Source organism: Nocardia sp. CC227C, from assembly GCF_030767025.1.
Classification (GTDB): domain Bacteria; phylum Actinomycetota; class Actinomycetes; order Mycobacteriales; family Mycobacteriaceae; genus Nocardia.
In genome coordinates this window covers 580529-605160 of record NZ_JASITE010000002.1, presented here as the reverse complement: position 1 = coordinate 605160, position 24632 = coordinate 580529, and the positions used below count along the sequence as shown (strand labels likewise).

Sequence of the window (24632 nt, the reverse complement as noted above, 5' to 3'; positions counted from 1 at the left end):
AAGGACAGACTGTCATGACGCACACAGTCGAACGCAAGACCGCGGTGGTCGTCGGCCACGGCATGGTCGGACACCGCTTCGTGGAGGCGCTGCGCTCCCGCGACGAGGCCGGGACCTGGCAGGTCGTCGTGCTCAGCGAGGAAGCGCTGCCCGCCTACGACCGCGTCGGTCTGTCCTCCTACGTGGGCAGCTGGCAGGCGGGCGATCTCGCCCTGCCCGGCAATACCTACGACGGTGACGTGCTGGTCGATCTGCGCCTGGGGGTGCGCGCCGACAGCATCGACCGCGAGGCCCGCAAGGTGGTCACCTCCACCGGCGACGTGATCGCCTACGACGCACTGGTGCTCGCGACCGGCTCCTACGCCTTCGTGCCGCCGGTGCCGGGCCACGATCGCCCGGAGTGCTTCGTCTACCGCACCATCGAGGATCTGGACGGCATCCGCGCCGCGGCCGAGGCCGCCGGTCCGGGCGGGGTCGGCGTGGTGGTCGGCGGCGGTCTGCTCGGCCTGGAGGCGGCGAACGCGTTGCGGCTCATGGGCATGACCCCGCACGTGGTCGAGTTCGCCCCCCGGCTGATGCCGGTACAGGTGGACGAGGGCGGCGGCGCGATCCTGGAGCGCCTGGTCACCGACCTCGGCCTGCACGTGCACACCGGTGTCGGCACCGCGGGCATCGCGGCGGCGGAAGACGGTGCGGGCCTGCGGGTCACGCTGTCGGACGACTCCGTCATCGACGCCTCGCTGGTGGTGTTCTCCGCCGGTATCCGGCCGCGCGACCAGATCGCCCGCGACGCCGGGCTGGAGGTCGGCCCGCGCGGCGGTGTGATCACCGACCTGGGGCTGCGCACCTCCGACCCGCACATCTACGCCGTCGGCGAGGTCGCCGCCGTGGAGGGCGTCTGCTACGGCCTGGTCGCTCCCGGCTACACCACCGCCGAGATCGTGGCCGACCGCCTGCTCGGCGGCGCGGGCGAGTTCCCGGGCGCGGATCTGTCCACCAAGCTGAAGCTGCTCGGCGTGGACGTGGCCAGCTTCGGTGACGCCTTCGGCACCACCGAGGGCGCGCTGTCGGTGGTGCTGCACGACGCCGCCAAGGGCACCTACGCCAAACTCGTCGTCTCCGACGACGCCAAGACCCTGCTCGGCGGCATCCTGGTCGGTGACGCGTCGGCGTACGCGGCGCTGCGCCCGCTGGTCGGCAGCCCGCTGCCCGCCGATCCGGCATCGCTGATCTCCCCGGCCGGTGCTGAACTGGGCGCGGACGCGCTGCCCGACGACGCCCAGATCTGTTCCTGCAACAACGTCTCCAAGGGTTCGATCTGCGGCGCGATCGCCGAGGGCGCGTGCGACGTGCCCGCCATCAAGAGCTGCACCAATGCCGGAACCTCCTGCGGCGGTTGCGTTCCCATGCTCAAGAAGCTGCTGGAGCAGTCGGGCGTGGAAGTGTCGAAGTCGCTGTGCGAGCACTTCGCGCAGTCGCGCGCGGAACTGTTCCACATCGTGCAGTCCACGGGTATCCGCACGTTCTCGGAACTGATCGCCAAGCACGGCACCGGCACCGGCTGCGATATCTGCAAGCCGACCGTCGCCTCCATCCTGGCGTCCACCTCGAGCGATCACATCCTCGACGGCGAGCAGGCCGCGCTACAGGACACCAACGACCACTTCCTGGCCAACCTCCAGAAGAACGGCACCTACTCGGTGGTGCCGCGCATGCCCGGCGGTGAGGTGACCGCCGAGCAGCTCATCACCATCGGCGAGGTGGCCAAGGAGTTCGGCCTGTACGTCAAGGTCACCGGCGGTCAGCGCATCGACCTGTTCGGCGCGCGGGTGGAGCAGCTGCCGCTGATCTGGAAGCGCCTGGTCGACGCGGGCATGGAATCCGGTCACGCCTACGGCAAGTCGCTGCGCACCGTGAAGTCCTGTGTGGGCTCCACCTGGTGCCGCTACGGCCAGCAGGATTCGGTGGGCATGGCGGTGCTGCTGGAGAAGCGCTACCGCGGCCTGCGTTCCCCGCACAAGCTGAAGCTGGCCGTCTCCGGCTGTGCCCGCGAGTGCGCGGAGGCGCGCGGCAAGGATGTCGGCGTCATCGCCACCGAGAACGGCTGGAACCTCTACGTGGGCGGCAACGGCGGCCTCACGCCCAAGCACGCGGTGCTGCTGGCGGGCGACCTCGACGACGAGACCCTGATCAAGTACATCGACCGCTACCTCATGTTCTACATCCGCACCGCGGACCGGTTGCAGCGCACCGCGCCCTGGCAGGAGGCCCTGGAGGGCGGGATCGACTATCTCCAGCAGGTCATCTGCGAGGACAGTCTGGGCATCGCCGACGACCTGGAGGCCGCCATGGCCTCCCACGTCGCCGGATACCGCGACGAGTGGGCCGCGGTGCTCGACGACGAGGAGAAGCTGTCGCGCTTCGTATCCTTCGTCAACGCCCCGGACGAGGCCGATCCGACCATCTCCTTCGACGACAGCGGGGAGCGGAAGGTGCCCGTCCTGCTGGGTATGCCGGAGATCTCGTCGGAATCTCCATCCGCCACGTCGGGGAAATGACTGCTTAACCGCATGGAAACAGGACGCCGGTACCAATGGGTAAGGCGTTCGGAGGAGAGTTACCGATGACCGTTATCGACACACCCAGCTCAGCAGTCACCACCACCATTGCCGGTTGGACGCAGGCGTGCCGACTGGACTACCTCATCCCCGGCCGCGGTGTGGCGGTTCTGTTGAAGGGTGGCCGACAGGCGGCCCTGTTCCTACTGCCCGACGGCTCGCTGTACGCGGTGGGCAATATCGACCCCTTCGGCCGCGCGGCGGTCATGTCCCGCGGCATCGTCGGTGACCGCGGTGGTGTGCCGGTGGTGGCGTCGCCGCTGCTCAAGCAGGCATTCTCGCTCATCGACGGGCGCTGCCTGGACGATGGTTCGGTGGCGCTGCCGGTGTACGCGGTGCGGGTGGCCGACGGTGTGGTCGCGGTATCGAACGAGCCGCTGGACATTCCCGGTGGTACCGCATGACCGAGCTCGATTCAGCTGCCCCGCTCGCCGGGTTCACCATCGGCATCACCGCCGCGCGGCGGGCCGACGAACTCGCCACCCTGTTGCAGCGGCGGGGTGCGAATATCGTTACCGCACCGGCGATTCGGATCATCCCGCTGTCGGACGACACCGAACTGGAGCGGGTGACGCGCCAGCTGGTGGCGGAGCCGCCGCAGATCGCGGTGGCCACCACCGGTATCGGCTTCCGCGGCTGGATGGAGGCCGCCGAGGGCTGGGGCCTGGCCGAGGAACTGCGCGAGACGCTGTCCTCGACCCGGATGCTGGCGCGCGGACCCAAGGCCAAGGGCGCGATCCGCGCCGCGGAACTGCGGGAGGAGTGGTCGCCCGCATCGGAGTCCTCGGCCGAGGTGCTGGATCACCTGCTCGCACAGGGCGTCGAAGGCGTGCGCATCGCGGTGCAGCTGCACGGTGCGACCACCGAATGGGAGCCGGTGCCGGACTTCTGCGAGGTGCTGCGCATGGCCGGGGCCGATGTGGTGCCGGTGCCCGTCTACCGGTGGATCCCACCGGAGGACCGCACCCCCATGGACCGGCTCATCGAGGCCGTCGTCACCTCCGGCCTGGACTGCGTGACCTTCACCAGCGCGCCCGCCGTGGCGTCACTGCTCATGCGTGCCAAGGAGACCGGACTGCTCGAGGCGGTGCTGCACGCCCTGCGCGGGCGGGTGCTGGCCGCCTGCGTCGGACCGATCACCGCCGCGCCGCTGGAGGAGCTTGGCGTGCCCACCTCCATGCCCGGCCGCGCCCGTCTGGGCGCGCTGGCCCGGCACGTGGCCGAGGAACTTCCACGGCGCGCCAATCGAATTCAGGCCGGTGGGCACAATCTGAGCGTGCGCGGCGGCTGCGTGGTGGTGGACGGCCAGGTGCGCCAGCTCGCCCCCGCCCCCATGGCGCTCATGCGCGCGCTGGCCCGTCAGCCCGGACGCGTCGTCTCCCGCGAGGACCTGCTCGCCGCCCTGCCCGGCGGCGGTGAGGACACGCACGCCGTGGAGACCGCCATCGCCCGCCTGCGCGCGGGCCTGGGTACCCCGAAAGCCATTCAGACCGTGGTGAAACGCGGCTACCGCCTGGCCCTGGACCCCACCGAGAGCTACGACGATCCGCGCCCGGCCGCCCCCGCTCCCCGCCAGCCCTATCCGGGCCGAGGTGCGAATCCCGGTGCGCGCCCGGTCTTCCCGACTCGCCGCGGCCCGGGCACGGACCAGTCTCCCGCATCGGCCGGCTTCCGCCAGGCCCATTCCGTCGCCGCCCGCACGGAAATCGCTGCCGCCCCGGCCCGCCCGGCCAGCGCCCCGGACGCTGTCGGCGCACCGGCTTCGCCGCGCTCGGCCCGTTCCGCGGATACTCCGGCTCGTCCGGTGGACGCCCCGGCGGCCTCCGGTGCGACGCGTTCCGCGGATCGTCCGGCGGCACCCGGTGCCCGCCCGGCGGACATCTCGTCCGCGTCGGCGCGACCCGGCGTCCCCGACAGCTCGGCGGGTGCCGCACCGGCCCACAAGAATCCGCCGGTCACAGGTGCCGCCGTCCGGCCCGCCGACATCTCGGCCGCGACCGGATCGCCGCGACCGTCGCACCGTGCTCGTTCCGCGAGCATCGCACCCGGCCAAGGACTTCCGCCGGTGACGGGGTCGGGCTCGCCGGTTCGCCCCACGCGTCCCGCACCCAGCCTGGGGGCGTGGTGACCACCCCGGCCCTGGTGCTGGTGGCCCACGGCACCCGCAGCACCAAGGGCGTCCAGATGATCGCCTCCCTGGCGGAGGCCGTGGCGCGCGAACTCGGCGCGCCCCCCGAGACCGGTGCCGGTGCCGTTTTCGGGGCGGCACCGGCACCGCTGGCCGAAACAGCCGCCACCACAATGCGTTCCACCCGCACGACGCGGGTCACGGGGCCGGATCGGTCCGCTGCCGACGCGCCGCGGGTGCGCACGGCGTTCGTGGATGTGCTCGGGCCGTCCCCGGCCGAGGTGTTGCGGAATCTGGATTCGGTTCCCGCGGTGGTGGTTCCGGCGTTCCTGGCGTCGGGTTACCACGTGTACCAGGATGTGCCGCGAGAGGTGGCCGCGAGTGCGCACGACGCGGTCGCGGTCACCCACGCGATGGGGCCGGATCCGGCGCTGGCGGCGATCATGCGGATGCGGTTGCGCGCCGCGGGGTGGCGGCCGGGTGACGCGGTGGTCTTCGCGGCCGCCGGGTCGTCGGACGCCCGGGCCCGTCAGGATGTGCGCCGGGCCGCGGGATTGCTCGCGGAGCAGATCGGCAGCCCGGTGCGGCTGGCCTACATCGCCACGGGCGCGCCCCGGGTGCCGGAAGTGGTCGCGCAGGTCCGCGAGTCCGGCGCGCGCCGCGTCTTCATCGCCTCCTACCTGCTGGCCCACGGCCTGTTCCACCAGCGCCTGCACGAGTGCGGCGCGGACGGCGTGGCCGACCCGATCGGCGTCCACCCGGCCGTGGTCCGCCTCATCGCCGCCCGCTACCGCACCGCGGCCCGCACCCTCACCGCGGTGCGCGCGGCCTGACCCGATCCCGAACGCCGCGATTCCCGGTGGGAGCCACCGGGAATCGCGGGCGGGAGCGCCGACTAGTGCGCACCGTGCGGGCCGGGCGCGGCGCTGCCGCTGTACTCACCCAGGTCCGCGACCAGTTGGGTCAGCTGCGGATCGCTGTCGTAGCGGCGCTGGTGCAGGGCGGCGATCTTGGCTCCCATATCCGGGTCCGGGTCGTCGGTGATGTCGAAGCTGGCGAACCTGTCGACCAGTGGCAGGCCGACCTGGTCGGTAGTGCGGTGCGCAGGGTGGATCAGGTACTCCCAGTAGCCGTCCAGATCGTCGATGGCGAAGACCGCGCCCCATTCGTACTCGCCGCCGAAGTCGCGGCCGACGACGAAGGATCGCACCGAGGGGATGACGCGCCCCTGGTTGCGCAGGCTTTCCAAGGCTTCCTCGACGGCCTCGGGAGCGGCGTCGGCGCGAAGCGTGAAGCGGTTGCCGTGATAGATCATTTTCTCTTCCTTCTCTGTGCTGAAACCGCGGGTGCGGATTCGGATTACCTGGTACGGATCAGGGCCGGGGCGGCCAGCGCCGCGCCCGCGACCATGGCGAGCCCGGTCCAGCGGAACGCGCCGTCGATGCCGGTGACCGTGATGAGCGGCGCGACGACCAGCGGTGAGAGGAACTGGCCGAGGAATATCCCGGAGACCAGACCGCTCAGTACGCGACCGCGCCGGGCGGCGGGAGCCAGTTCGCTCAGCCGCAGATTCAGATTGGGCACGGCCACGCCGACGCCGAAACCGCCGATCAGCAGGCCGGCCACCACCGGGTGCACCGTCGCCGCGGTGCCGACCAGCAGCCAGCCGAGGCCGAGCAGCGCCACACTGGCCGCGGTGAGCACGCCCGTGGTCCAGCGTCGCCGCAGCGCGGGAAAGGCGAGCGCCCCGAGGACGCTGCTGAGCGTGGTCACGGCGATCACCGTGCCCACGACCGCCGGACCGGTGCCGAAGTCGGCCAGCAGGAACGGCAGCTGGGTCGGGGACATGTAGAACGCCAGCGTCACCCCGAAGGCGAGCAGATACAGTCCGGCGACCGGCCCGAGGATGCGCTGCCGGGTGCCGCCCGCTGTACCGGCGTCCGCACGGGATCCGCTGTGCCGCGGCGTCTTCCGCAATGCCACCAGTGCGAAGGGCACGATGACGGTGGATGCCGCGTAGATCCAGAACGGGGATTTCCAGTTCGAGGCCGCCAACAGGCCCGCGAGCGGCAGGAACACCACGCCGCCGATACTCGCGAAGGCCTGCTGCAGCCCGAGGAACGACGCCCGCCGCGGACCGTCGAACCAGTCGGTGATCGTGGCGCTGACCGCCGTCATGATGCTGCCGACGGCCACCCCCAGCAGGGCCCTGGTCGCCAGCAGCACGGCGAGGTCGTCGGTGAGGAATCCGCCGACGCCCGCGACCGCGTACAGCGTCAGGCCGCCGATCAGCAGTGGTTCGCGCCCGACCCGGTCGGCGACCGCCCCCGCCAGTGGCGCGCTGATGGCGATGGCCAGTGAGGTGATGGTGAGGGCGAGCCGCACCAGCACATCCGCCCCGGGCGTGTCCGCGAAGACCGCCCGCATGGCCGGCAGGCTCGGGGCGATGACGGCCGGCGCCATGATGGTCAGCATGGCGGCGGCCAGCAGGGTCGTGCGGGCGATCCGCGTCGGTGCGTCCGCGCCGCGCGCCGGGATCGTCTTCGGTGCCGCGGTCATGATGTGCCTCCCGGATCTGCCGTGTTCGGCGTGTCGATATCGAGAGTTCCAGTGGGGCGGCGGCGCTCGCGTCGGCGAAAATCGCCTATGTCCCTACAATCCGGTCATGGCGCTGGATATCGGACTGGTGGGGCGGCAGGAGTCGATCCGCTGTCTGGATGGCGTGATCGCGTCCGCTCGCGCGGGTTCGGGGGCCGCGCTGCTGCTGCGCGGCGACCCCGGTGTCGGCAAGAGCGCGCTGTTGGCCGCGGCCGAGCGCCGCGCGGGCGGCTTCCGAGTGCTGCGGTCGGCGGGGTCGGAGTTCGAGGCGGAACTGCCCTTCGCCGGGCTGCACCAGTTGTGTGCGCCGGAGCTCGATCGGCTGGCAGCGCTGCCCCCGGTGCCGCGCCGTGCCCTGGAGGCCGCGTTCGGTCTCGCCGACGTCATCCCCGACCTGTTCGCCATCGGCGTCGGTGTGCTGGAACTGCTCGGTGCGGCGGGCCGGGAGCGGCCGCTGCTGTGCGTTGTCGACGACGCGCATTGGCTCGACGATGCGTCGGCGCGGGTGCTGTCCTTCGTGGCGCGGCGCATCGGCTCCGAGTCGATTGCCGTCCTGCTGGCAGCCCGGATGTCCGGCCGGACAGCGGCTTTGGACACGTTGCCCGTTGTCGAGGTGCACGGGCTCGACGATGCCGACGCCCGCGCCCTACTGGCCGCCGGTGCGCCGGGGTCGTTGGACGACCGAGTGCGCGAGCGCATTCTGGCGGAGGCGCGCGGCAATCCGCTCGCCCTGCTGGAACTACCCCGAAATGGGGTTATGGCAGGTGGTTTCGCCGTCCCGGACGAGTATCCGGTCACCGCCGCCATCGAGCGTGGATTCCGCGCCCGGCTGCTGGCGCTGCCGGCTGCCCATCGGCTGCTGCTGACGATCGCCAGTGCCGATCCGACCGGTGATACCGGGTTGCTGTGGTCGGCCGTCGACAGCGCCGGTCTGGATCCGTCGGTCGCCGCGGACACCGGCGGACTCGCGGATTTCGATGTGCGCGTGCGCTTCTGCCATCCGCTGGCCCGGTCGGTGGTCTACCGGGCAGCCGATCCCGAGCAGCGGCGGGCCGCGCACGGGTGGTTGGCGGACGCCACGGACGAGATCACCGATCCGGATCGGCGGGCGTGGCACCGCGCCCTGGCGTGCGCCGGTCCCGATGACGAGGTCGCCGCCGAACTCGAGGTCGTGGCCGGGCGCGCCGAGACGCGCGGCGGGGTCGCGGCCGCCGCGGCCTTTCTGGCGCGGGCGGCGGCCCTGACCCGTGACCCGGATCGGCGGGTGGACCGCATTCTCACCGCGGTGCGGGCCCGGCTGGCGGCCGGTGCGGTGGCGGCGGCCGCCGATCTGCTGGCGACCGTGGACGAGGGGCGGCTCGATGTGGCGCGGCGGGCTCGCGTGGATCAGCTGCACGGCCGGCTCGCCTTCGCGCGCGATGCCGACGGTGCGGGACCGGCGTTCATGCTGCGTGCCGCGCACCGGCTGGCCGCCGCGGATCCGCGGCGCTCGCGCGCGTACTTCCTGGACGCGCTGGAAATGGCGCTCGAAGTCGGCCGGGCCACCGGTGTGATGGACATGGTGCTGGAGGCGGCCCGTGCCGCGCCGCCCGCGCCCCCGCCGTCGGGCGCATCGGACGCACTGCTCGACGCCATGCTGTCGTTGTCGGCCGGGGACCATCGCACCGCCACCGCACTGCTGCGGCCGATGCTGTCCGAGGGTGCTGCCGAGATGTGGACGGAGCGGCCCGCACTGGGCGTCATGCTGGCCGCCGAGCTGTGGGATATCGACGCGCATGCCCGGCTCACCGCCCAGCTGCTGCGGGTGGGCCGGGAATCCGGGTCGCTCCCGCTGCTGCGGCTCGGGCTCACCCAGGTGGCCACGGCCGCGGTGCACCGCGGCGATCTCGACGCGGCGGCCGCGGCGATCGCCGAGGAGGAGGCGGTCGCCGACGCCTTCGGTGCGGCGCCGCACCTCTATCCGCGACTGCATCTGGCCGCGTTGCGCGGCCGTCGCGCGGAGTTGGCGGCCCTCGCCGACGCGGTGCGGGCGGCGGCTCGGCAGCGCGGTGAGGAGCATCTGCTCGCCAATGTCCATTGGGCCACGGCGATATCGTGCAATGCCGTGGGGGAGTACGCGGCGGCGCTGGACGCCGCCCGGCGGGCGACCGCGCACCGGGCGCTCTTCGTCGCCGGTATCTCGCTGGCGGAGTTGGTGGAGGCCGCCGTGCGCTCGGGGGAACCTGCCGCCGCGCGGATCGCCAGCGCCGAGCTGACCGAGCGGGCCGCGGCGGCCGGTACCGCGTGGAGCCTGGGTGTGGCCGCTGCGGCGCGCGCCCTGGTCTCGGACGCGGAGGACGACTATCGCGAATCCCTCGTCCATCTGGACGCCGCGCCACTGCTGCCGAGTCGCGCGCGGGCGCGGCTGCGCTACGGCGAGTGGCTGCGCAGACAGGGCCGCCGCAAGGAAGCGCGCGAGCAGCTGCGTGCCGCCCACGAATCGCTGTCGGATATCGGGATGGCGGCCTTCGCCCGGCGGGCCGCGGCTGAACTGCGGGCCACCGGCGAATCGGTGCGCAGCCGCACCAAACCCACCTACGACCAGCTCACCATGCAGGAACTCCACATCGCGCGCCTGGTCGCGACCGGCGCGACCTCGAAAGAGGTGGCCGCACAGCTGTTCTTGAGCCCGCGTACCGTGGACGCCCATCTGCGCAACATCTTCCGCAAGCTCGGCGTGACCTCCCGCAGACAGCTGCGCACGCTTCCTGACCTGGTTCCGAACTCCGACACGTAGTCCGCCCGGACTCGGCTCGGCAATCCGGCGAACTCCCGGCGAATCCCTCGCATACCTGGCATCCTGGAGTGCGAACACCATGATCCGCACCGGGAGGGGACAGCCATGAAAAGGTTCACCGCCACCGCAGTGCTCCTCCTGGCCACCGCCGCCGTCTCGCTGACACCGGCCACCGCCGCCCAGCGGCCCAGCCCCTGGGTGCGGGATCAGATCGACTGGGCCAACTGTATGCAGTCAGGCCACACCGCCGCCGAATGCCGCGAGATCCTCGACGGCCCGGCCACCCGGCCCGCCCCGCGCTGAGTTCCGCCACCACAACCCGCGACCCGGCCTGCCCATCCCCGAGGCCGCTTGCGCCCCGACGAGTCGGTGGGAGTGCGTCCCGCGATGTGTCGGCAGGAGTGCGTCCCGCGATGGGGCGGCGAGAGCGCGTGTCCTGCGCGACGGGGTGCCGGAGCGGGTGTGGCCCCGAATTCCCGGAGCAGGCGTGCGGGCGTCGCCGATGTGCCGCCGTCCGGCGCACTCGCACCGCGGCCGCCGCGGATATCGCATCGGTCGCGCGCTGTCGAGGGCGACCGCCGCTGAGCGGACGTGTCCGTCCGCGCAGCGGGCTCGCACCGTGCCGGTGGCTGCGGTCGCGGCGAGGATGGCGTCATGGCCGAACATCCCGCCCGCCGTGCCGGTCTCGCCTCCCAGTCCGCCGTGCGCGGGCAGCGCCGGGACGAATGGCTCGCGCTGTTCGCACCCGATGCCCGGGTGGAGGATCCGATCGGGGTGTCGCCTTACGACCCGACGGGGGAGGGGCATCGCGGCCCCGACGCCATCGCGGCGTTCTGGGACAAGGCCATCGCGCGCAGCGCGATCGAGTTCCGCCACGCGGACTCCTTCGCGTGCGGGGACGAGGCGGCGTTCGTGACCACCATCCGCAGCACCCGCGACGACATGACCGTGGAAGTGGACGCGGTGGTCACCTACCGGGTCGACGCCAACGGCAAAATCCTTGCCCTGCGGGCATTCTGGGAGCTGGAGCGGGCGCGCACCGGCGCGCCGTAGCTCACAATCCCGGCGTGCGCAGCGCCGGGAACCAGATGTCGGTCAGCACCTCGGCCGCCTGCTCGGCGGTCACGTCGATGGTGCCCTGCATGGCCCAGCGGGTGAAGAACCGCTCCAACTGCGCCACCAGCAACTCGATGCGCAGCCGCGCCTCGTCCTGTTGTGCCTCGGGCCAGCGGGACAGATACGACGTCATCACGTTCGGCAGCGCCAGGATGCCCTCGCGGGCGATCTCCCGGAATTCCGGCTCCAGCGCGGTCGCCTCGTCCCAGGCGGGCAGCAGGTCCTTGTATTCCTGGAACCATTCGATCGCCCGCCGCATCCAGGCCGCGAACTCGGTGCGCGAGCCGCTGTCGAGCACATGGTCCAGATCCTCGTAGAAGTGCTGGACGCTGGGCAGCGTGCCCTGTTCGGCGATGGCGCGCAGCACATCGGGTTTGCCGGTGAAGTGCAGGTAGAAGGTGGCGCGGCTACAGCCTACGGTGGCGGCGATGTCGTCCACCCGGACCTGGGCGTAGCCCTGGGTGACGAACAGCTGGGTAGCCGCTTCGATCAGTCGGTTGCGGGTCAGTCGTTTCTGTTCGTCGCGCAGCGAGGTGCGCCGCGCGGGTGCGGGGGTCTGCTCGTCGGTCCGGGTCACGCCCCCATGATAGACGTTCGGTTACTCACTAGACGCACTGTCCAGTGAGTGTTAGCGTGTGTGGCACATCACGTCCGGCCCGACGGTGCGACCGCGCGGCCGAACAGGGAGAGTGAATTGGATACACGCGTATTGCCCCGGGTCTGCGTGATCGGCGCGGGCCCGTCCGGAATCACCGCCGCCAAACGGCTCGCCGAGTACGGCATCCCCTTCGACTGCTACGAAGCATCCGACGAGGTGGGCGGCAACTGGTACTTCAAGAACCCCAACGGCATGTCGGCGTGCTATCAGAGCCTGCACATCGACACCTCGAAGTTCCGGCTGGCATTCGAGGATTTCCCGGCCCCCGAGCACTGGCCGGACTTCCCGCACCATTCGCAGCTGCACCGGTATTTCAAGGACTATGTCGACCATTTCGGGCTGCGCGATCGAATCATCTTCAACACCAAAGTGATCGGCGCTCAGCGCGATGCGGACGGCCTGTGGACCGTCACCACCGACACCGGCCGCACCGAGGTCTACGACGCGGTGGTGGTCTGCAACGGTCACCACTGGGACCCCCGCATGCCCGACTACCCGGGCGAATTCGACGGCGTCCTCATGCATTCGCACGCCTACAACGACCCGTTCGACCCCGTCGACATGCGCGGCAAGCGCATCGTGGTGGTGGGCATGGGCAATTCCGGCCTGGACATCGCCACCGAACTCTCGCAGCGCTTCATCGCCTCGGAGTTCTACCTCTCCGCCCGCCGCGGCGTGTGGGTGCTGCCGAAATACGTGAACGGCAAGGTCGGCGACAAGGCGTCCATGCCCGCGTGGATGCCGCCCAAGCTCGTCCTCAAGCTCAAGCAGCGCTTCGTCGTCAAGAACCGCGGCCACATGGAGGATTACGGGCTGCCCAAACCGGACCACCTGCCGTTCGAGGCGCACCCCTCGGCCAGTGAGGAATTCCTGCACCGGGCGGGCTGCGGTGACATCACCTTCAAACCGGCCATCACCCGCCTGGACGGGCCGCGCGTGCATTTCGCCGACGGCAGTGTGGCCGAGGTGGATGTGATCGTCTGCGCCACCGGCTATCACATCTCCTTCCCGTTCTTCGACGATCCGGCGCTGAAACCCGACGCGCGCAACGTCTTCCCGCTGTTCCGGCAGATGATCGAGCCCAGCGTGGACAATCTCTTCTATCTGGGTCTCGCACAGCCGCTGCCGACCCTGGTGAATTTCGCCGAGCAGCAGTCCAAGCTGGTGGCCGCCTATCTCACCGGCAACTACCACCTGCCCTCGCAGGCCGAGATGCGTGCCGATATCGAGGCGGCCGAGGCGCGGCGCACCGGTCGCTACTACGACTCGCCACGCCACACGATTCAGATCGAATTCGAGCCGTACGTGCGCGATCTCATGAAGGAACTGGAGCGGGGGGCCAAGCGCGCCGCCGCCTCGGGCTACTCGCTGCCGGTTCCGGCGCGCGCCGCGAGCAGGGTCTAGGAGGCGGACATGGGCACTGTCGCCGGTTTCTGTACGGACGAATTCGAAGGTGTGCGAGCGGCTTTCACCGATCAGGTGGAATCCGGCGCGGAGTTGGGCGCGTCGCTGTGCGTCACGGCGGACGGTGAGCCGGTGGTGGACCTGTGGGGCGGCTGGGCCGATCCCGGGCGGTCCCGGCGCTGGGGTGCCGACACCCTGGTCAACACCTTCTCCATCACCAAGACCATGACCGCGCTGTGCGCCCTGCTGCTGGTCGATCGCGGTGAGCTGGACGTGGACCGGAAGGTGGCGCACTACTGGCCCGAGTTCGCGGCCGCGGGCAAGGCGGATATCGAAGTGCGCCATCTGCTCTCGCACACCTCCGGGGTGTCGGGCTGGGAAGCGCCCATCGAGCTCACCGACATCTACGACGTGGCGGCGGCACAGCAGCGGCTGGCCGCGCAGCCGCCGTGGTGGGAGCCGGGCACCGCCTCCGGCTATCACGCCCTCAACTACGGGCACCTGGTGGACGCGCTCATCCGCCGCATCGACGGCCGCACCCTGGGTCGCTTCTTCGCCGAGGAATTCGCCGGACCGCTGGGGGCCGACTTCCATATCGGCACCGCCCCGGAGCATTTCGACCGGATCGCCACCCTGGTGCCGCCGGACTGGATGCAGTTCGACCAGTCGCAGCTGCCCCACGACAGCGTGCTGTACAAGACGCTGTTCCAACCCCTGCTGGATTTCGACGCGGTCGCCACCCCGGGCTGGCGGCAGGCCGAGATCGGCGGTGTGGGCGGGCACGGCAATGCCCGCTCCATCGCCCGCGTGCAGTCCATCGTGAGCAATGGCGGTGTGCTCGGCGGCCGGAAGTTCTTGTCGCCCAGCACTATCGACCTCATCTTCCGGCAGCAGTCCGACGGCGTGGATCAGGCGATTCTGCTGCCGCTGCGCTTCGGCATCGGCTACGGTCTGCCGCAGCCGCAGACCGCGCCGTACGTTCCGGAGGGCCGGGTGTGTTGGTGGGGAGGTCTGGGCGGGGCCATGGTCGTCAACGACCTCGACCGCCGCATCACCGTCGCCTACGCCATGAACCGCATGGCTACCGGCCTGATCGGGTCGGAGCGCTGCGACGCCTATCTGAGTGCCGTGTACGCGGCCGTGAACGACAGTCGAGGACGTGACTCATGACGCATGCCGTCGATCTCCAGGCACTGGCCGCCCAGGTGGCCGCCAAGCTGACCGGTCCGGGCGGACCGTTCGAAATGACCGTCGAAGAGGTCCTGGGCGCGCCCGTCCCGCTGGTCGTGAACCGGGCCCGGTCGATGCTGGAACTGCTGGAAGCCTCCCGCGCACACGGTGATCGCGAGTACCTGGTCACCGCCGAACGCACCGTGACCTTCGCCGAGCACGCCGAGGCGGCCGGTGCCCTGGCCGCCGCCCTGGCACAGCGCTACGGCATCGGCAAGGGCGACCGCATCGGCATTCTCGCCGCCAACGACCCGGACTGGGTGCTCACCTTCTGGGCCGCCCAGTGCCTGGGCGCGATTCCGGTGGGCTACAACGCGTGGTGGGCACCGCGCGAGATCGCCTACGGGCTCGAGCACACCGAGCCGGTGGTGGTGATCGCCGACGCGCGGCGCGCCGAACTCCTGGCCGAGAGCGGAACCCGCATCCCGGTGCTCACCATGGAGGGTGATCTGCCCGCGCTGGTGGACGAATACCGCGGTGAGTTCCCGAGAACCGCCGCGGCCGAGGACGATCCCGCGGTCATCCTCTACACCAGCGGCACCACCGGCCGCCCCAAGGGCGTGGTGCACACGCACCGGAACCTGGTGGCCATCAGCAACTACCACCGATTCACCGACGGCATGCTGGACGGCTTCATGGGCCGCGACTACGACCCCGCGCCGCGGGGCCGTCGCTACCTCATGACCTCGCCGCTGTTCCACATCGCCTGTCTGCACAATCTGGCGGTGCCGCGCATCGTCACCGGTGACACCGTGGTCGTCTACCAGGGCGCGTACGACGTCGACCGGCTGTGCCGCCTGATCGAAGCCCAGCGCGTCACCCACTGGGCGGCGGTGCCCACCATGGCCAGCCGCATGCTGCGGCACGATCTCTCGCGCTACGACCTGTCCTCACTCACGGCCTTCTCACTCAACACGGCCCCCTCCTCACCGGCCCTCCAGGCGCGCCTGCGGGAGCGGCTGCCGGTGGCTCAGGTCGCGCTGACCACCAGCTACGGCTGCACCGAGAGCGGCACCGCCGCCACGGTCGCCAATCCCGTGGAGCTGGCCGCGCATCCGGAGACGGTGGGCCGCCCCATCGTGGGCGTCACGGTGGAGATCCGCGATCCCGACGGCAAGGTACTGCCCGATGGGGAGCCGGGCGAGGTCTGCGTGCGCAGCCCGTATGTCATGCTCGGCTACTGGAACGACGAGGCCGCCACCACCGCCGCCATCGACGGACAGCGCTGGCTGCGCACCGGCGATTTCGGCTTCCTCAGCGAGGGCAGGCTCCAGATGGCCGGTCGGCGTTCGGATCTCATTCTGCGCGGCGGGGAGAACGTCTATCCGACCGAGATCGAGAATGTCATCGACGAACATCCGGCGGTGCTGGAATCGGTGGTGCTCGGGCTGCCGAACGACGATCTGGGCGAGCAGGTCGCCGCCGTGGTGGTGGTCGCCGATCCGGTCGCCGTCACCGAGGACGAACTGCGCGAATTCGTGGCGCGGCGCCTCGCCTACTTCAAAGTTCCGGCGGTCTGGCGGATCACCTCGGATCCGCTGCCGCGCAATGTGACCGGCAAGGTGCTGCGTCGCGACGTGACTATGGGGTGAGTACCGTGTTCGACACCGTCATCAAGGGCGGACGCTGGTTCGACGGCACCGGCGCGCCCTCGGCCATCCGGCATCTGGGCATCCGGGACGGCCGGGTCGCGGCCGTCAGCGCCGAGCCGCTGGACGAATCCGGCTGCGACACCGTCATCGACGCCACCGGCAAATGGGTCATGCCCGGCATGATCGATATCCACACCCACTACGACGTGGAAGTGCTGCTCGATCCGTCCCTGTCGGAATCGGTGCGGCACGGGGTGACCACGATCCTGCTCGGCTCCTGTTCACTGTCCACCGTTCACGTGAACGGGTCGCAGGCCGGTGACCTGTTCGGCCGGGTGGAGGCCATTCCGCGGCGGCATGTGGTCGCCGCCGTCGACAGCGCCAAGACCTGGAACAGCGCGCACGGCTACCTGGCGGCGCTGGAATCGCTGCCGCTGGGGCCGAATCTGGCGGCCTTCATCGGTCATTCGGATATCCGGGTCGCGCTCATGGGACTGGATCGGGCCACCCGCCCGGACGTGCGGCCCACCGAGGTGGAGCTGCGCGCCATGGAACACCGGCTCACCGAGGCCCTGGACGCTGGTTTCGTCGGAATGTCCTCGCAGCAGCTGCTGTTCGACAAACTCGACGGCGAGGTCTGCCGTTCCCGCACCCTGCCCTCCACCTACGCGACCACCCGGGAACGGCGGCGGCTCAATGCGATTCTGCGTCGCCGCGGCCGGGCGCTACAGGGCGGCCCGGATGTGGCGCGGCCCCGGAGCCTGGTGGCCATGGCGGTGAGCAGCCTCGGCATCATCCGGCCCCGCCTCAAGGTCAGCCTGCTCTCGGCGGCCGATATCAAGGCCATTCCCGGTGTGGTGCACATCTTCCCGTGGATCGCCCGGGTGCTCAACGCGCTCGGCGGCGACTTCCGCTGGCAGCATCTGCCGGTGCCGTTCGAGGTGTACTCCGACGGCATCGATCTGCCGGTCTTCGAGGAGTTCGGTTCCGGTGCGGCGGCGCTGCACCTGGCCGATCAACTGGAGCGCCGGCAGGAGCTGTTCGGCCAGGAGGAGTACCGGCGCTGGTTCCGCGCGGACTACGAGAAGAAGTGGGGGCCGCGGGTGTGGCACCGCGACTTCTTCGACGCCGAGATCACCGAATGCCCGGACGACAGCGTGATCGGCAAGACCTTCGGGCAGGTGGGCGTCGAGCGCGGTGAGGTGCACCCGGTGGACGCCTTCCTGGATCTGCTGGTGGAGTACGGCTCCAAGGTGCGCTGGCGCACCACCATCTCCAACCACCGGCCCGAGGTGCTGAACCGGCTGGCCGCCGATCCCGGCGTGCAGCTCGGCTTCTCGGACGCGGGCGCACACCTGCGGAATATGGCCTTCTACAACTTCGGGCTGCGGCTGTTGCGGCGGGTGCGCGACCACGAGCGGGCCGGGCGGCCGTTCACGAGCGTCGAATACGCGGTGCACCGGGTGACCGGGGAACTCGCGGACTGGTACGACCTGGACGCCGGACATCTGCGGGTGGGCGACCGCGCCGATGTGCTCGTCCTCGATCCCGAACGGCTCGACGACCGGCTCGAGGAGTACGCCGAACACGCCGTGCCCGAGTACGACGGGCTGTCGCGCATGGTGAACCGCAATGACGACACCGTCACGGCCGTGCTGGTGAACGGACAGTACGTCTTCGGTGCGGGGCGGCGGTCACCGCTGCTCGGCGTCGAACGCACCGGCCGCTTCCTGCGCGCCGGACGACGAAAGGACAACGCGTGAGCACGGGTGGATTCGACGGGCGCACGGCGGTGGTGACCGGTGCGGCCTCCGGTATCGGCGCTGCCGTCGCGACCGCCCTGCTGGCCGCGGGCGCGCGGGTGGTCGGGCTGGATATCGACGAGGGCGGTATCCGGAAGCGGGCGGCCGAATTCGGCGACGCCTTCGTGCCCGTCGCCGCCGATGTGACGGTGGAGGAACAGGTCGAGGCCGGGATCGCCGAGGCGGCGGCGCGTTTCGGCGGCCTGGACATGGCCTTCAACGTGGCGGGCGGCTCGCGTATCGGCGCGATCACCGACATGTCGGTCCAGGACTGGGATTTCACCGTCGACCTGGTGCAGAAGAGCGTCTTCCTGTGCACCAAACACGAGGCCCGGCTCATGCGCGACACCGGGCGCGGCGGCAGCATCGTGAACATCTCGTCGCTGGACGGCCGCATCCCCATGCCCGCGGGCAGTGCCTACTCCACCGGCAAGGCGGGGGTGGTGATGTTCTCCAAGAGCGCCGCGTTGGAGCTGGCCCCGTACCGGATTCGCGTCAATACGGTGCTGCCCGGACTGGTGGACACGCCGCTGGTGGCACCGGTGCTCGCCTACGAACCCGCCGAACGGATGTTCCTGGAACGGATTCCGCTCGGGGCGGCGGCCACCCCGGAGCAGATCGCCGCACCGTGCCTGTTCCTGGCGAGTGACGACGCCTCCTACATCACCGGTACCGAACTGGTGGTGGACGGCGGCTGGGAGATCAGCAACTTCCCCAACCTGGCGAAACTGTCGTCGGCCTGAGCGGTTCCGTCGGCATCGGCCCCCGACCTGTCGGTGGTAGCGGCTACCGTCGACAGGTGGCCGAGACCGTCGCATCCGAGAGCGTAATCGATTCCCTGCGAAACGATTTCGACGCGCTGCTGGATGCCTGCTGGGCGGAGATCGAGGAGACGGCCGCGCCCGGGCTGCTCGCCGCCCTGCACGCCGACGTATTGCGCGAGCGTCGCGTCAACGCGCTCTACTACTGGGAGACGCTGCTCATGCGCGACCTGTGCCTGCTCAAGCTGCGGCGCGGAAACCGCCGGGAGCGTGGCGAACTCGCCGAGCTGGAGCACCGCGCGCAGGCCCTGCGCGTCGCCGCCCTGGCCCGCCTGCGGGAGGGGCGACGCACGCCGCGGCGCACGGGTCCCAAAGGCTACGAACAGGTCTGCGCCTGGGTGCTGTCGCTGCTGCTGCCGACCGAGTACGAGGCGGCGTTCGCGAATGCCATGAGCGCCTGCGGTCTCGATCCGCTGCGCACCCGGCTGCCGTCGCGCGATTGGTGGCGATGGGCCGTGACACACGGATGGCTGACCGAGACGCCGACACCGGAGGCGCGGCGGCTGCTGGCCCTGGAGGAGGCGGGATTCGCGGCCGTGGTGCGGCGGGCGCTGGGCGGCGCACGGGTGCCCGGCTCGGACCATCCGGCGGTGGCGGAGCGTTGGTACGCCACCTTCAAAGCGCTGGAACTCGTGCTGCGGGCGGAACTCGACGACGCGGTGGCGGCGGCACGCCCGCTGTCGGGTGCCGCGCTCGAGGCCGCGCTGCCGCGCGTGGTGGAGCGCTACGACCAATTGGCCGAACTGCGCGTGCAGCGGCGGGAGGCACTGCGCAGATATCTGGACTCGCGCGACACCATCGTCGAACTGGTCGACGCCGCAACCGATTCCGTGCGGAAATGGTGCGGTACGGCCGCCGCCGAAGAGGTCGGGCGGGTGCACCGGGCACTGTGGGAACGCGTCCGCCGGGTGGTGTGGGAGCATCGCGACAGCTGGGACCGGGCCGAATTCACGCTGTTCGGCACCGGCGGCGGTGAGCTGGCGGACCGGCTGCGGCTGGCCGTGCGGTCGACGGTGCCGCCGCGACCCGCGCCCGACGGGGAGCCGACCGCGCCGCGCCCGGTGGCCGGGATACCGTCCGGACCGCTCACCGTTGCCGCCGACGCCTCCGGATACGGGGAGGTGGGCGGGTACGGCTGGGCGGCCGAGGACGGGCGCAGCCGCAGCGGGCGGTGCGTGGACGGGCGGAGCTCGGTGGAATCGGAGATCATCGCGATCTGCGAAACCGCCGCCGCACCCGAGCTTTTCGAGCGGGAGCTGCACATCCTCTCCGATTGCGAGCAGGCCGTGACCGCGGTCAACACCGCGGTCCGACGCCGTGCCGCCGACGGGGTGCCCTTTCCGGTGTCGGATCGGGTGCTCGACCACGTCGACCGCGCCCTGGGCAGGCCGCTGCCCTTCCGGGCGCAGTGGACTCGCGGCCACGGCGGTCACCCGCTCAATGAGCAGGCACACCGGCTGGCCCGCGCCGCCCGCTGGTGAGCACACCGGCCGTTCACCGGGTGTTCGTTTTCCGGCAAGGTGGCAACGGCAATTCCTATGCATGGCGTACACGGCACGGTGGACGCCGACTCCGAACTGGTTCAACTGCCGGAGTTCGCCAATGACACAGATTCCTGTCGACCATGCCGCGCATGCGCGCGGCGATCTCCCTCACGATCAGAAAGCCGCACTCGAGGCCGCCGTCGTTCGCCTGCTGCGGGAGTTCGGCGACCACATCGACGAGCAGACCGTCGACCACCTCCTGTACTCCACCTATCGCCGGGTGGCGCGACAGGCCAAGGTGGAAACCTTCCTCCCCCTGTTGGCCGAGCGGTCCACCAGGGAACGGCTGCGAGTCATGACCGCCCCCGGCTGAACTTCCCGACCGCCAGCGGGGTTCGTCCGGGGCGCTATGGGCTACGACCACTCACAGTGCCGCGCGAATATCCGTGTGCACGAAGTCTTTTCCCTTGTATAGCAGCGGTTTGTCGGTGGCAACCGCTAGGGCGTAGGCGAAGCAGTCGCCGAAGTTCAATTGGGCCGGGTGCCCACTGCCCTTGCCGAAGTCACGATAGGCGTTGCGGGCGATGGCAGCCTGCTCGACGGATACCGGCTGGAGTTCGATCCGCAATCGCCGGACGAGCTGATCGGTGCGACGCGCGAAAACCGGATCCGCATGGCGATCCGCCTTGATGACGACTTCGAGATGGTTGACCACGGACATCATCGGTTCGGCCGCGACCAGGATCGCGTGGGTGAAGTCGGCGCACTCCGGCTCATCGAGCAAGATGGCGAGCAAGGCTGACGCATCTATGATCACGCGGGCATGCCTTGCTCGTCATACAGATCGTCCGTCGTGAGCACGGTGCGGCTCTCCGGTGTCAGCCGCGAATGCAGGTCGGTCAAGATGTCCTCGACCTCCTGCCATTGGATGGCGGCGGTGACCGCGGTGCTGGAATCGAGTTCCCGTAGCAGACGCCGCATGGCCTCCTCGACCACGCTGGTCTGCGACATCCCCGTGCGGCGCGCGGCCTCGCGCACGAGGGCGTGTACATGTTCGTTCTTGATATTGAGGCTCACCGCGTGTTCCTCTTTCCCACGTCTCGGACGCGTTTCTACCATTCTATACCGCTGAGGTAGAAGTATCCACGCCCGTGGTGACGGCTAGCGCGGCGGCAGGACCGGGGAGTCCCAGGCGCGGGCGTAGCGGCGCTTGTCCGAGGCGGTGTCCGGCTTGCTGCGGTAGACGACGTAGGGGCGGACGAAGTAGCCGATCGGGGCGCTGAACATGTGCACCAGGCGGGTGTAGGGCCAGACACCGATGAGGGCGAGCACGATCAGGCCGTGCGCCTGGAAGGTCCAGGGGGTGCCGACCATGAGCTCGGGCTGCGGGTGCAGCGTGAAAAGGCTGCGGAACCACGGGGATACGGTCTCACGGTAGTTGTAGGTGCCCCACAGCAGATTGCTGCCGACGGTGTTGAGCATGCCGGTGACGAGTGCACCCGCCAGCAGGACGTACATGAGCTTGTCGTTGCGGGTGGTGGCCTTGCGGACGGCGGGCACCGTGATCCGGCGGTAGAGCAGAATGCCGATGCCGACGATCACCGCGACGCCCGCCACCGTTCCCGCGGAGACGGCGACCACGTGGTACATGTGGTCGGAGATGCCGATGGCGGCGGTCCAGGACGCGGGAATCAGCACGCCCACCACATGTCCGCCGATGACGCCGAGCATGCCGAAGTGGAACAGCGGGCTGCCCAGCCGCAGCAGACGCGATTCGTAGATCTGCGAAGACCGTGTGGTCCAGCCGAATTGGTCGTTGCGGTAGCGCCACAGGTGTCCGAGCAGGAACGAGGTGAAGGCCACGTACGGCAGGGTCATCCAGAGGGTGGTGGTCATCGGCGGCCTTCCGATCCGGCGAACATGGTGGGGTCCATGGCGAAGGGATCCAGTCCGGCAGGAGCGGAGCCTGCGGAGCGACCGAGGCCCACAGCCTCCTCGGGCGGACCCTGGGCGGCGAGTTCGGCGATGCGGCGGCGGTCGGCGGTGGTCACCGGGGGCAGCGTGGCCGTCACGGCGGCGAGAACGGCCGCATAGGGAGAACCGTTGTCCGACAGTGACAGTCGCAGCAGTTCCAGGACCGGCACGTGTTCGCCGAGCAGTCGTTCACCGCCGACGGGGTCCACCGTGGCGGCGAATTCCAGCAGCACCGGGAGGTGGTCGGGCAGCTCCTCGTCGCCGAGTTCGACGCCCGCGTGCCGGTAGGCGTGCTTGAAACGCAGCAGCGCCATACCGCGCTTGCGGGTGTCGCCGTAGGCGTAGAAGGTGAGGTGCAGGCTGGCGCGGCGGCGCATGTCGAAGGTCTCGACATAGCGCTGGGCCAGTTCCAGCGGATCGGTATCGCGCAGGTGGGCGAGGAACTCGTCGAGCTGGGCACGCACCTCGGCGGGCAGCTCGGCGGCGGCGTCGCCGAACTCGCGCACGGTGCGCAGCATGTCCTCGGACGGGTAGTCCAGGAGCAGGGCCGCCAGCCGCCAGACCAGGCGGCGGTCGCGCTCCGACATCCGGACCACCGGCTCCGGCCGTCGCCGCAGGGTGAGCAGCTTCATCGGTGGGCTCCACTCGGCTCGGGTGCGGGGTCCGCATCGGTGTGCGCGCCATCGCCATCACGGCCATTGCCGTTGTTGCGGCCATTGTCGTTGCGGCCATTGCTGTTGCGGCCGTCGCCGTTGCGGCCATTGGCCGGGTGCCCGGTGCCGTCGGCGGCTCCACCGTTGCCGTCGGCAGCCCCGTCGCCGCCGTCGCGACTCGGCACCAGCCCGTCGGTCCGCTTGCCGTCCCAGTTGAGCAGGTTGATCCGGTTCGACTTCTCCTCCGGCGCTGCGCCATTGGTATCGCTGAGGCCATCGCTCAGGTGGAACTTGTCCGCCATGTAGTCGTAGGCCGTCATGCCCGGCCCGCCGTCGGTGTCCAGACTGCATCCGGTGGCCAGCGAATCCAGCTCGTGCGCCCGGGAGGTCGCGCCGCTGGGGATCACGTACCGGTGCTCGTATTTGGCGATGGCGAGCAGCCGGTACATGGCCTCGATCTCCTCGGGCTCCAGCCGCACCGCCTCCGGAATCGACAGATCCGGTTCCTGCCCGAGATTGATGGACCGCATGAACGACCGCATCCCGGCCAGCCGTTGCAGTGCCGCCCGCACCGGTCCGACCTCACCGGCGGTGAACAGCTCCGCCAGGTATTCCACCGGAATCCGCAGCGCGTCGATCGCCCCGAAGAGATTCGAGTGGTCCTCGCCGTCGTGCCCGGTCTCCGACAGCACGTCCACCACCGGTGACAGCGGCGGCACGTACCAGACCATGGGCATGGTCCGGTATTCCGGATGCAGCGGCAGCGCGATCTGATAGTCGACGATGAGCTTGTAGACCGGCGAATCCTGCGCCGCCTGAATCCATTCGGTGGAGATGCCCGCCCGCTCGGCCTCCGCGACCACCCGCGGATCGTGCGGGTTCAGGAAGACGCCCAGCTGCGCCGGGTACAGATCCTTGTCGTTCTCGACCGAGGCCGCCTCCAGCACCGCGTCGGCGTCGTAGAGCATGACGCCGATGTAGCGCAGCCGTCCCACGCAGGTCTCCGAGCACACGGTCGGGATGCCGACCTCCACGCGCGGATAGCAGAACGTGCATTTCTCGGCCTTGCCGGTCTTGTGGTTGAAGTAGATCTTCTTGTACGGGCAGCCGGTGACGCACTGCCGCCAGCCGCGGCACTTGTCCTGGTCCACCAGCACGATGCCGTCCTCGGCGCGCTTGTAGATGGCTCCGGAGGGGCACGAGGCCGCGCACGACGGGTTGAGGCAGTGCTCGCAGATGCGCGGCAGGTAGAACATGAAGGTCTGCTCGAATTCCAGCTTGACCTGGTCGGACAGCTTGGACAGCAATGGGTCCTTGCCGACCTGCTCCGGGCCGGAGCCGAGGTCGTCGTCCCAGTTCGCGCCCCAGGTGACCTTGGTGTCCTCGCCGGTGATCAGTGATTTGGGCCGCGCCACCGGAGTTGTATCGATTTGGGGTGAGGACAGCAGATTGTCGTAGTCATAGCTCCACGGATCGTAGTAATCGCTTACCGTGGGAAGGTCCGGGTTGGCGAAGATGTTCAGCAGCCTCTTCATTCGCGACCCGGACTTCAATGTGAGGCGGCCCCTGCGGTTGAGCGTCCAGCCGCCCTTCCACTTCTCCTGATCCTGGTACTGCCGCGGATACCCCTGTCCCGGACGGGTTTCCACATTGTTGAACCAGACGTACTCGGTGCCGCCGCGATTGGTCCACGCCTGCTTGCAGGTGACGCTGCACGTATGACAGCCGATGCACTTGTCCAGGTTCATGACCATGGCGAGCTGTGCCATGACGCGCAT

General features: G+C 70.0%; 21 protein-coding genes and 1 pseudogene. 14 read left to right on the top strand and 8 right to left on the bottom strand.

Going from position 1 to position 24632, the window contains the following annotated elements:
* The first annotated feature begins 14 nt into the window (after window positions 1-14).
* The 4 genes and pseudogenes from nirB (at window position 15) to QMO76_RS05705 (ending at window position 5579) form a co-directional block, all read left to right on the top strand.
* Window positions 15-2558, top strand: a complete 2544-nt coding sequence (gene nirB, locus QMO76_RS05720; RefSeq protein WP_306360116.1) for a nitrite reductase large subunit NirB — start codon at window positions 15-17, stop codon at window positions 2556-2558.
* A gap of 65 nt (window positions 2559-2623) precedes the next feature.
* On the top strand, window positions 2624-3022 hold the full coding sequence (gene nirD / locus QMO76_RS05715) for a nitrite reductase small subunit NirD (RefSeq protein WP_306360115.1): 399 nt from the start codon (window positions 2624-2626) through the stop codon (window positions 3020-3022).
* A pseudogene (locus tag QMO76_RS05710) lies at window positions 3019-4161 on the top strand (uroporphyrinogen-III synthase); the annotation flags it as partial. The gene nirD and the pseudogene QMO76_RS05710, both read left to right, overlap by 4 nt.
* A gap of 581 nt (window positions 4162-4742) precedes the next feature.
* Window positions 4743-5579: a sirohydrochlorin chelatase gene (locus tag QMO76_RS05705; RefSeq protein ID WP_306360187.1), complete on the top strand. Its 837-nt coding sequence runs from the start codon at window positions 4743-4745 to the stop codon at window positions 5577-5579.
* Window positions 5580-5641: 62 nt separating this feature from the next.
* Here the strand turns inward: QMO76_RS05705 and QMO76_RS05700 are convergent, their stop codons facing one another.
* The gene (locus QMO76_RS05700; RefSeq protein ID WP_306360114.1) at window positions 5642-6061 is read right to left on the bottom strand and encodes a Dabb family protein; all 420 of its coding nucleotides are present in this window, start codon (window positions 6059-6061) and stop codon (window positions 5642-5644) included.
* A gap of 44 nt (window positions 6062-6105) precedes the next feature.
* Window positions 6106-7305 (bottom strand): MFS transporter, encoded by a 1200-nt coding sequence (locus QMO76_RS05695; RefSeq protein ID WP_306360113.1) that lies wholly within the window; start codon window positions 7303-7305, stop codon window positions 6106-6108.
* Window positions 7306-7411: 106 nt separating this feature from the next.
* Between QMO76_RS05695 and QMO76_RS05690 the strand changes: the two genes are divergently transcribed.
* From QMO76_RS05690 to QMO76_RS05680, 3 genes are all read left to right on the top strand, one after another.
* A complete protein-coding gene (locus tag QMO76_RS05690) occupies window positions 7412-10120 on the top strand; it encodes a LuxR family transcriptional regulator (RefSeq protein ID WP_306360112.1) in 2709 nt (902 codons plus the stop codon).
* A 105-nt stretch (window positions 10121-10225) separates the two neighbouring features.
* Window positions 10226-10423 carry a hypothetical protein gene (locus QMO76_RS05685; RefSeq protein ID WP_306360111.1) on the top strand — a complete coding sequence of 66 codons (198 nt, stop codon included), beginning with the start codon at window positions 10226-10228 and terminating at the stop codon, window positions 10421-10423.
* A gap of 351 nt (window positions 10424-10774) precedes the next feature.
* On the top strand, window positions 10775-11173 hold the full coding sequence (locus QMO76_RS05680; protein ID WP_306360110.1) for a nuclear transport factor 2 family protein: 399 nt from the start codon (window positions 10775-10777) through the stop codon (window positions 11171-11173).
* A 1-nt stretch (window position 11174) separates the two neighbouring features.
* On the opposite strand, the gene QMO76_RS05675 is transcribed toward QMO76_RS05680, so the two are convergent.
* A complete protein-coding gene (locus tag QMO76_RS05675) occupies window positions 11175-11813 on the bottom strand; it encodes a TetR/AcrR family transcriptional regulator (protein ID WP_306360109.1) in 639 nt (212 codons plus the stop codon).
* Between the two features lie 117 nt (window positions 11814-11930).
* Here QMO76_RS05675 and QMO76_RS05670 point away from each other — a divergent pair, with 117 nt between their 5' ends.
* The 7 genes from QMO76_RS05670 to QMO76_RS05640 all read left to right on the top strand — a co-directional run bounded on the left by QMO76_RS05670 (window position 11931) and on the right by QMO76_RS05640 (window position 20600).
* A complete protein-coding gene (locus QMO76_RS05670) occupies window positions 11931-13298 on the top strand; it encodes an NAD(P)/FAD-dependent oxidoreductase (protein ID WP_306360108.1) in 1368 nt (455 codons plus the stop codon).
* 9 nt (window positions 13299-13307) lie between these two features.
* Entirely contained in the window at window positions 13308-14468 is a 1161-nt protein-coding gene (locus QMO76_RS05665; protein WP_306360107.1) for a serine hydrolase domain-containing protein, read from the top strand.
* On the top strand, window positions 14465-16120 hold the full coding sequence (locus tag QMO76_RS05660; protein WP_306360106.1) for a class I adenylate-forming enzyme family protein: 1656 nt from the start codon (window positions 14465-14467) through the stop codon (window positions 16118-16120). Before QMO76_RS05665 ends, QMO76_RS05660 begins: the two co-directional genes overlap by 4 nt.
* A gap of 5 nt (window positions 16121-16125) precedes the next feature.
* Window positions 16126-17883, top strand: coding sequence for an amidohydrolase family protein (locus QMO76_RS05655; RefSeq protein WP_306360186.1), 1758 nt, complete (start codon window positions 16126-16128; stop codon window positions 17881-17883).
* Entirely contained in the window at window positions 17880-18665 is a 786-nt protein-coding gene (locus QMO76_RS05650) for an SDR family NAD(P)-dependent oxidoreductase (protein ID WP_306360105.1), read from the top strand. Before QMO76_RS05655 ends, QMO76_RS05650 begins: the two co-directional genes overlap by 4 nt.
* 56 nt (window positions 18666-18721) lie before the next feature.
* The gene (locus QMO76_RS05645; protein WP_306360104.1) at window positions 18722-20224 is read left to right on the top strand and encodes an RNase H family protein; all 1503 of its coding nucleotides are present in this window, start codon (window positions 18722-18724) and stop codon (window positions 20222-20224) included.
* Between the two features lie 121 nt (window positions 20225-20345).
* Window positions 20346-20600 (top strand): three-helix bundle dimerization domain-containing protein, encoded by a 255-nt coding sequence (locus QMO76_RS05640; RefSeq protein WP_306360103.1) that lies wholly within the window; start codon window positions 20346-20348, stop codon window positions 20598-20600.
* Window positions 20601-20651: 51 nt separating this feature from the next.
* On the opposite strand, the gene QMO76_RS05635 is transcribed toward QMO76_RS05640, so the two are convergent.
* The 5 genes from QMO76_RS05635 to narH all read right to left on the bottom strand — a co-directional run bounded on the left by QMO76_RS05635 (window position 20652) and on the right by narH (window position 24623).
* Window positions 20652-21044, bottom strand: a complete 393-nt coding sequence (locus QMO76_RS05635; RefSeq protein ID WP_306360102.1) for a type II toxin-antitoxin system VapC family toxin — start codon at window positions 21042-21044, stop codon at window positions 20652-20654.
* A complete protein-coding gene (locus tag QMO76_RS05630; protein ID WP_306360101.1) occupies window positions 21041-21304 on the bottom strand; it encodes a type II toxin-antitoxin system VapB family antitoxin in 264 nt (87 codons plus the stop codon). The genes QMO76_RS05635 and QMO76_RS05630 overlap by 4 nt, the downstream gene beginning before the upstream one ends.
* 84 nt (window positions 21305-21388) lie before the next feature.
* Window positions 21389-22123, bottom strand: a complete 735-nt coding sequence (narI, locus tag QMO76_RS05625) for a respiratory nitrate reductase subunit gamma (RefSeq protein ID WP_306360100.1) — start codon at window positions 22121-22123, stop codon at window positions 21389-21391.
* Window positions 22120-22833, bottom strand: a complete 714-nt coding sequence (gene narJ / locus QMO76_RS05620; RefSeq protein ID WP_306360099.1) for a nitrate reductase molybdenum cofactor assembly chaperone — start codon at window positions 22831-22833, stop codon at window positions 22120-22122. The genes narI and narJ overlap by 4 nt, the downstream gene beginning before the upstream one ends.
* Complete coding sequence (narH, locus tag QMO76_RS05615) at window positions 22830-24623, bottom strand: nitrate reductase subunit beta (RefSeq protein WP_372341907.1); 1794 nt, start codon at window positions 24621-24623, stop codon at window positions 22830-22832. Before narH ends, narJ begins: the two co-directional genes overlap by 4 nt.
* Window positions 24624-24632: the final 9 nt, after the last annotated feature.

What these genes read in the sequence shown, in the direction of transcription:
- narI (WP_306360100.1), bottom strand. Translation starts at nt 22,123, where the DNA reads ATGACCACCACCCTCTGGATGACCCTGCCGTACGTGGCCTTCACCTCG.
- narJ (WP_306360099.1), bottom strand. Translation starts at nt 22,833, where the DNA reads ATGAAGCTGCTCACCCTGCGGCGACGGCCGGAGCCGGTGGTCCGGATG.
- QMO76_RS05660 (WP_306360106.1), top strand. Translation starts at nt 14,465, where the DNA reads ATGACGCATGCCGTCGATCTCCAGGCACTGGCCGCCCAGGTGGCCGCC.
- QMO76_RS05685 (WP_306360111.1), top strand. Translation starts at nt 10,226, where the DNA reads ATGAAAAGGTTCACCGCCACCGCAGTGCTCCTCCTGGCCACCGCCGCC.
- nirD (WP_306360115.1), top strand. Translation starts at nt 2,624, where the DNA reads ATGACCGTTATCGACACACCCAGCTCAGCAGTCACCACCACCATTGCC.
- QMO76_RS05640 (WP_306360103.1), top strand. Translation starts at nt 20,346, where the DNA reads ATGACACAGATTCCTGTCGACCATGCCGCGCATGCGCGCGGCGATCTC.
- nirB (WP_306360116.1), top strand. Translation starts at nt 15, where the DNA reads ATGACGCACACAGTCGAACGCAAGACCGCGGTGGTCGTCGGCCACGGC.
- QMO76_RS05690 (WP_306360112.1), top strand. Translation starts at nt 7,412, where the DNA reads ATGGCGCTGGATATCGGACTGGTGGGGCGGCAGGAGTCGATCCGCTGT.
- QMO76_RS05665 (WP_306360107.1), top strand. Translation starts at nt 13,308, where the DNA reads ATGGGCACTGTCGCCGGTTTCTGTACGGACGAATTCGAAGGTGTGCGA.
- QMO76_RS05695 (WP_306360113.1), bottom strand. Translation starts at nt 7,305, where the DNA reads ATGACCGCGGCACCGAAGACGATCCCGGCGCGCGGCGCGGACGCACCG.
- narH (WP_372341907.1), bottom strand. Translation starts at nt 24,623, where the DNA reads ATGGCACAGCTCGCCATGGTCATGAACCTGGACAAGTGCATCGGCTGT.
- QMO76_RS05680 (WP_306360110.1), top strand. Translation starts at nt 10,775, where the DNA reads ATGGCCGAACATCCCGCCCGCCGTGCCGGTCTCGCCTCCCAGTCCGCC.
- QMO76_RS05700 (WP_306360114.1), bottom strand. Translation starts at nt 6,061, where the DNA reads ATGATCTATCACGGCAACCGCTTCACGCTTCGCGCCGACGCCGCTCCC.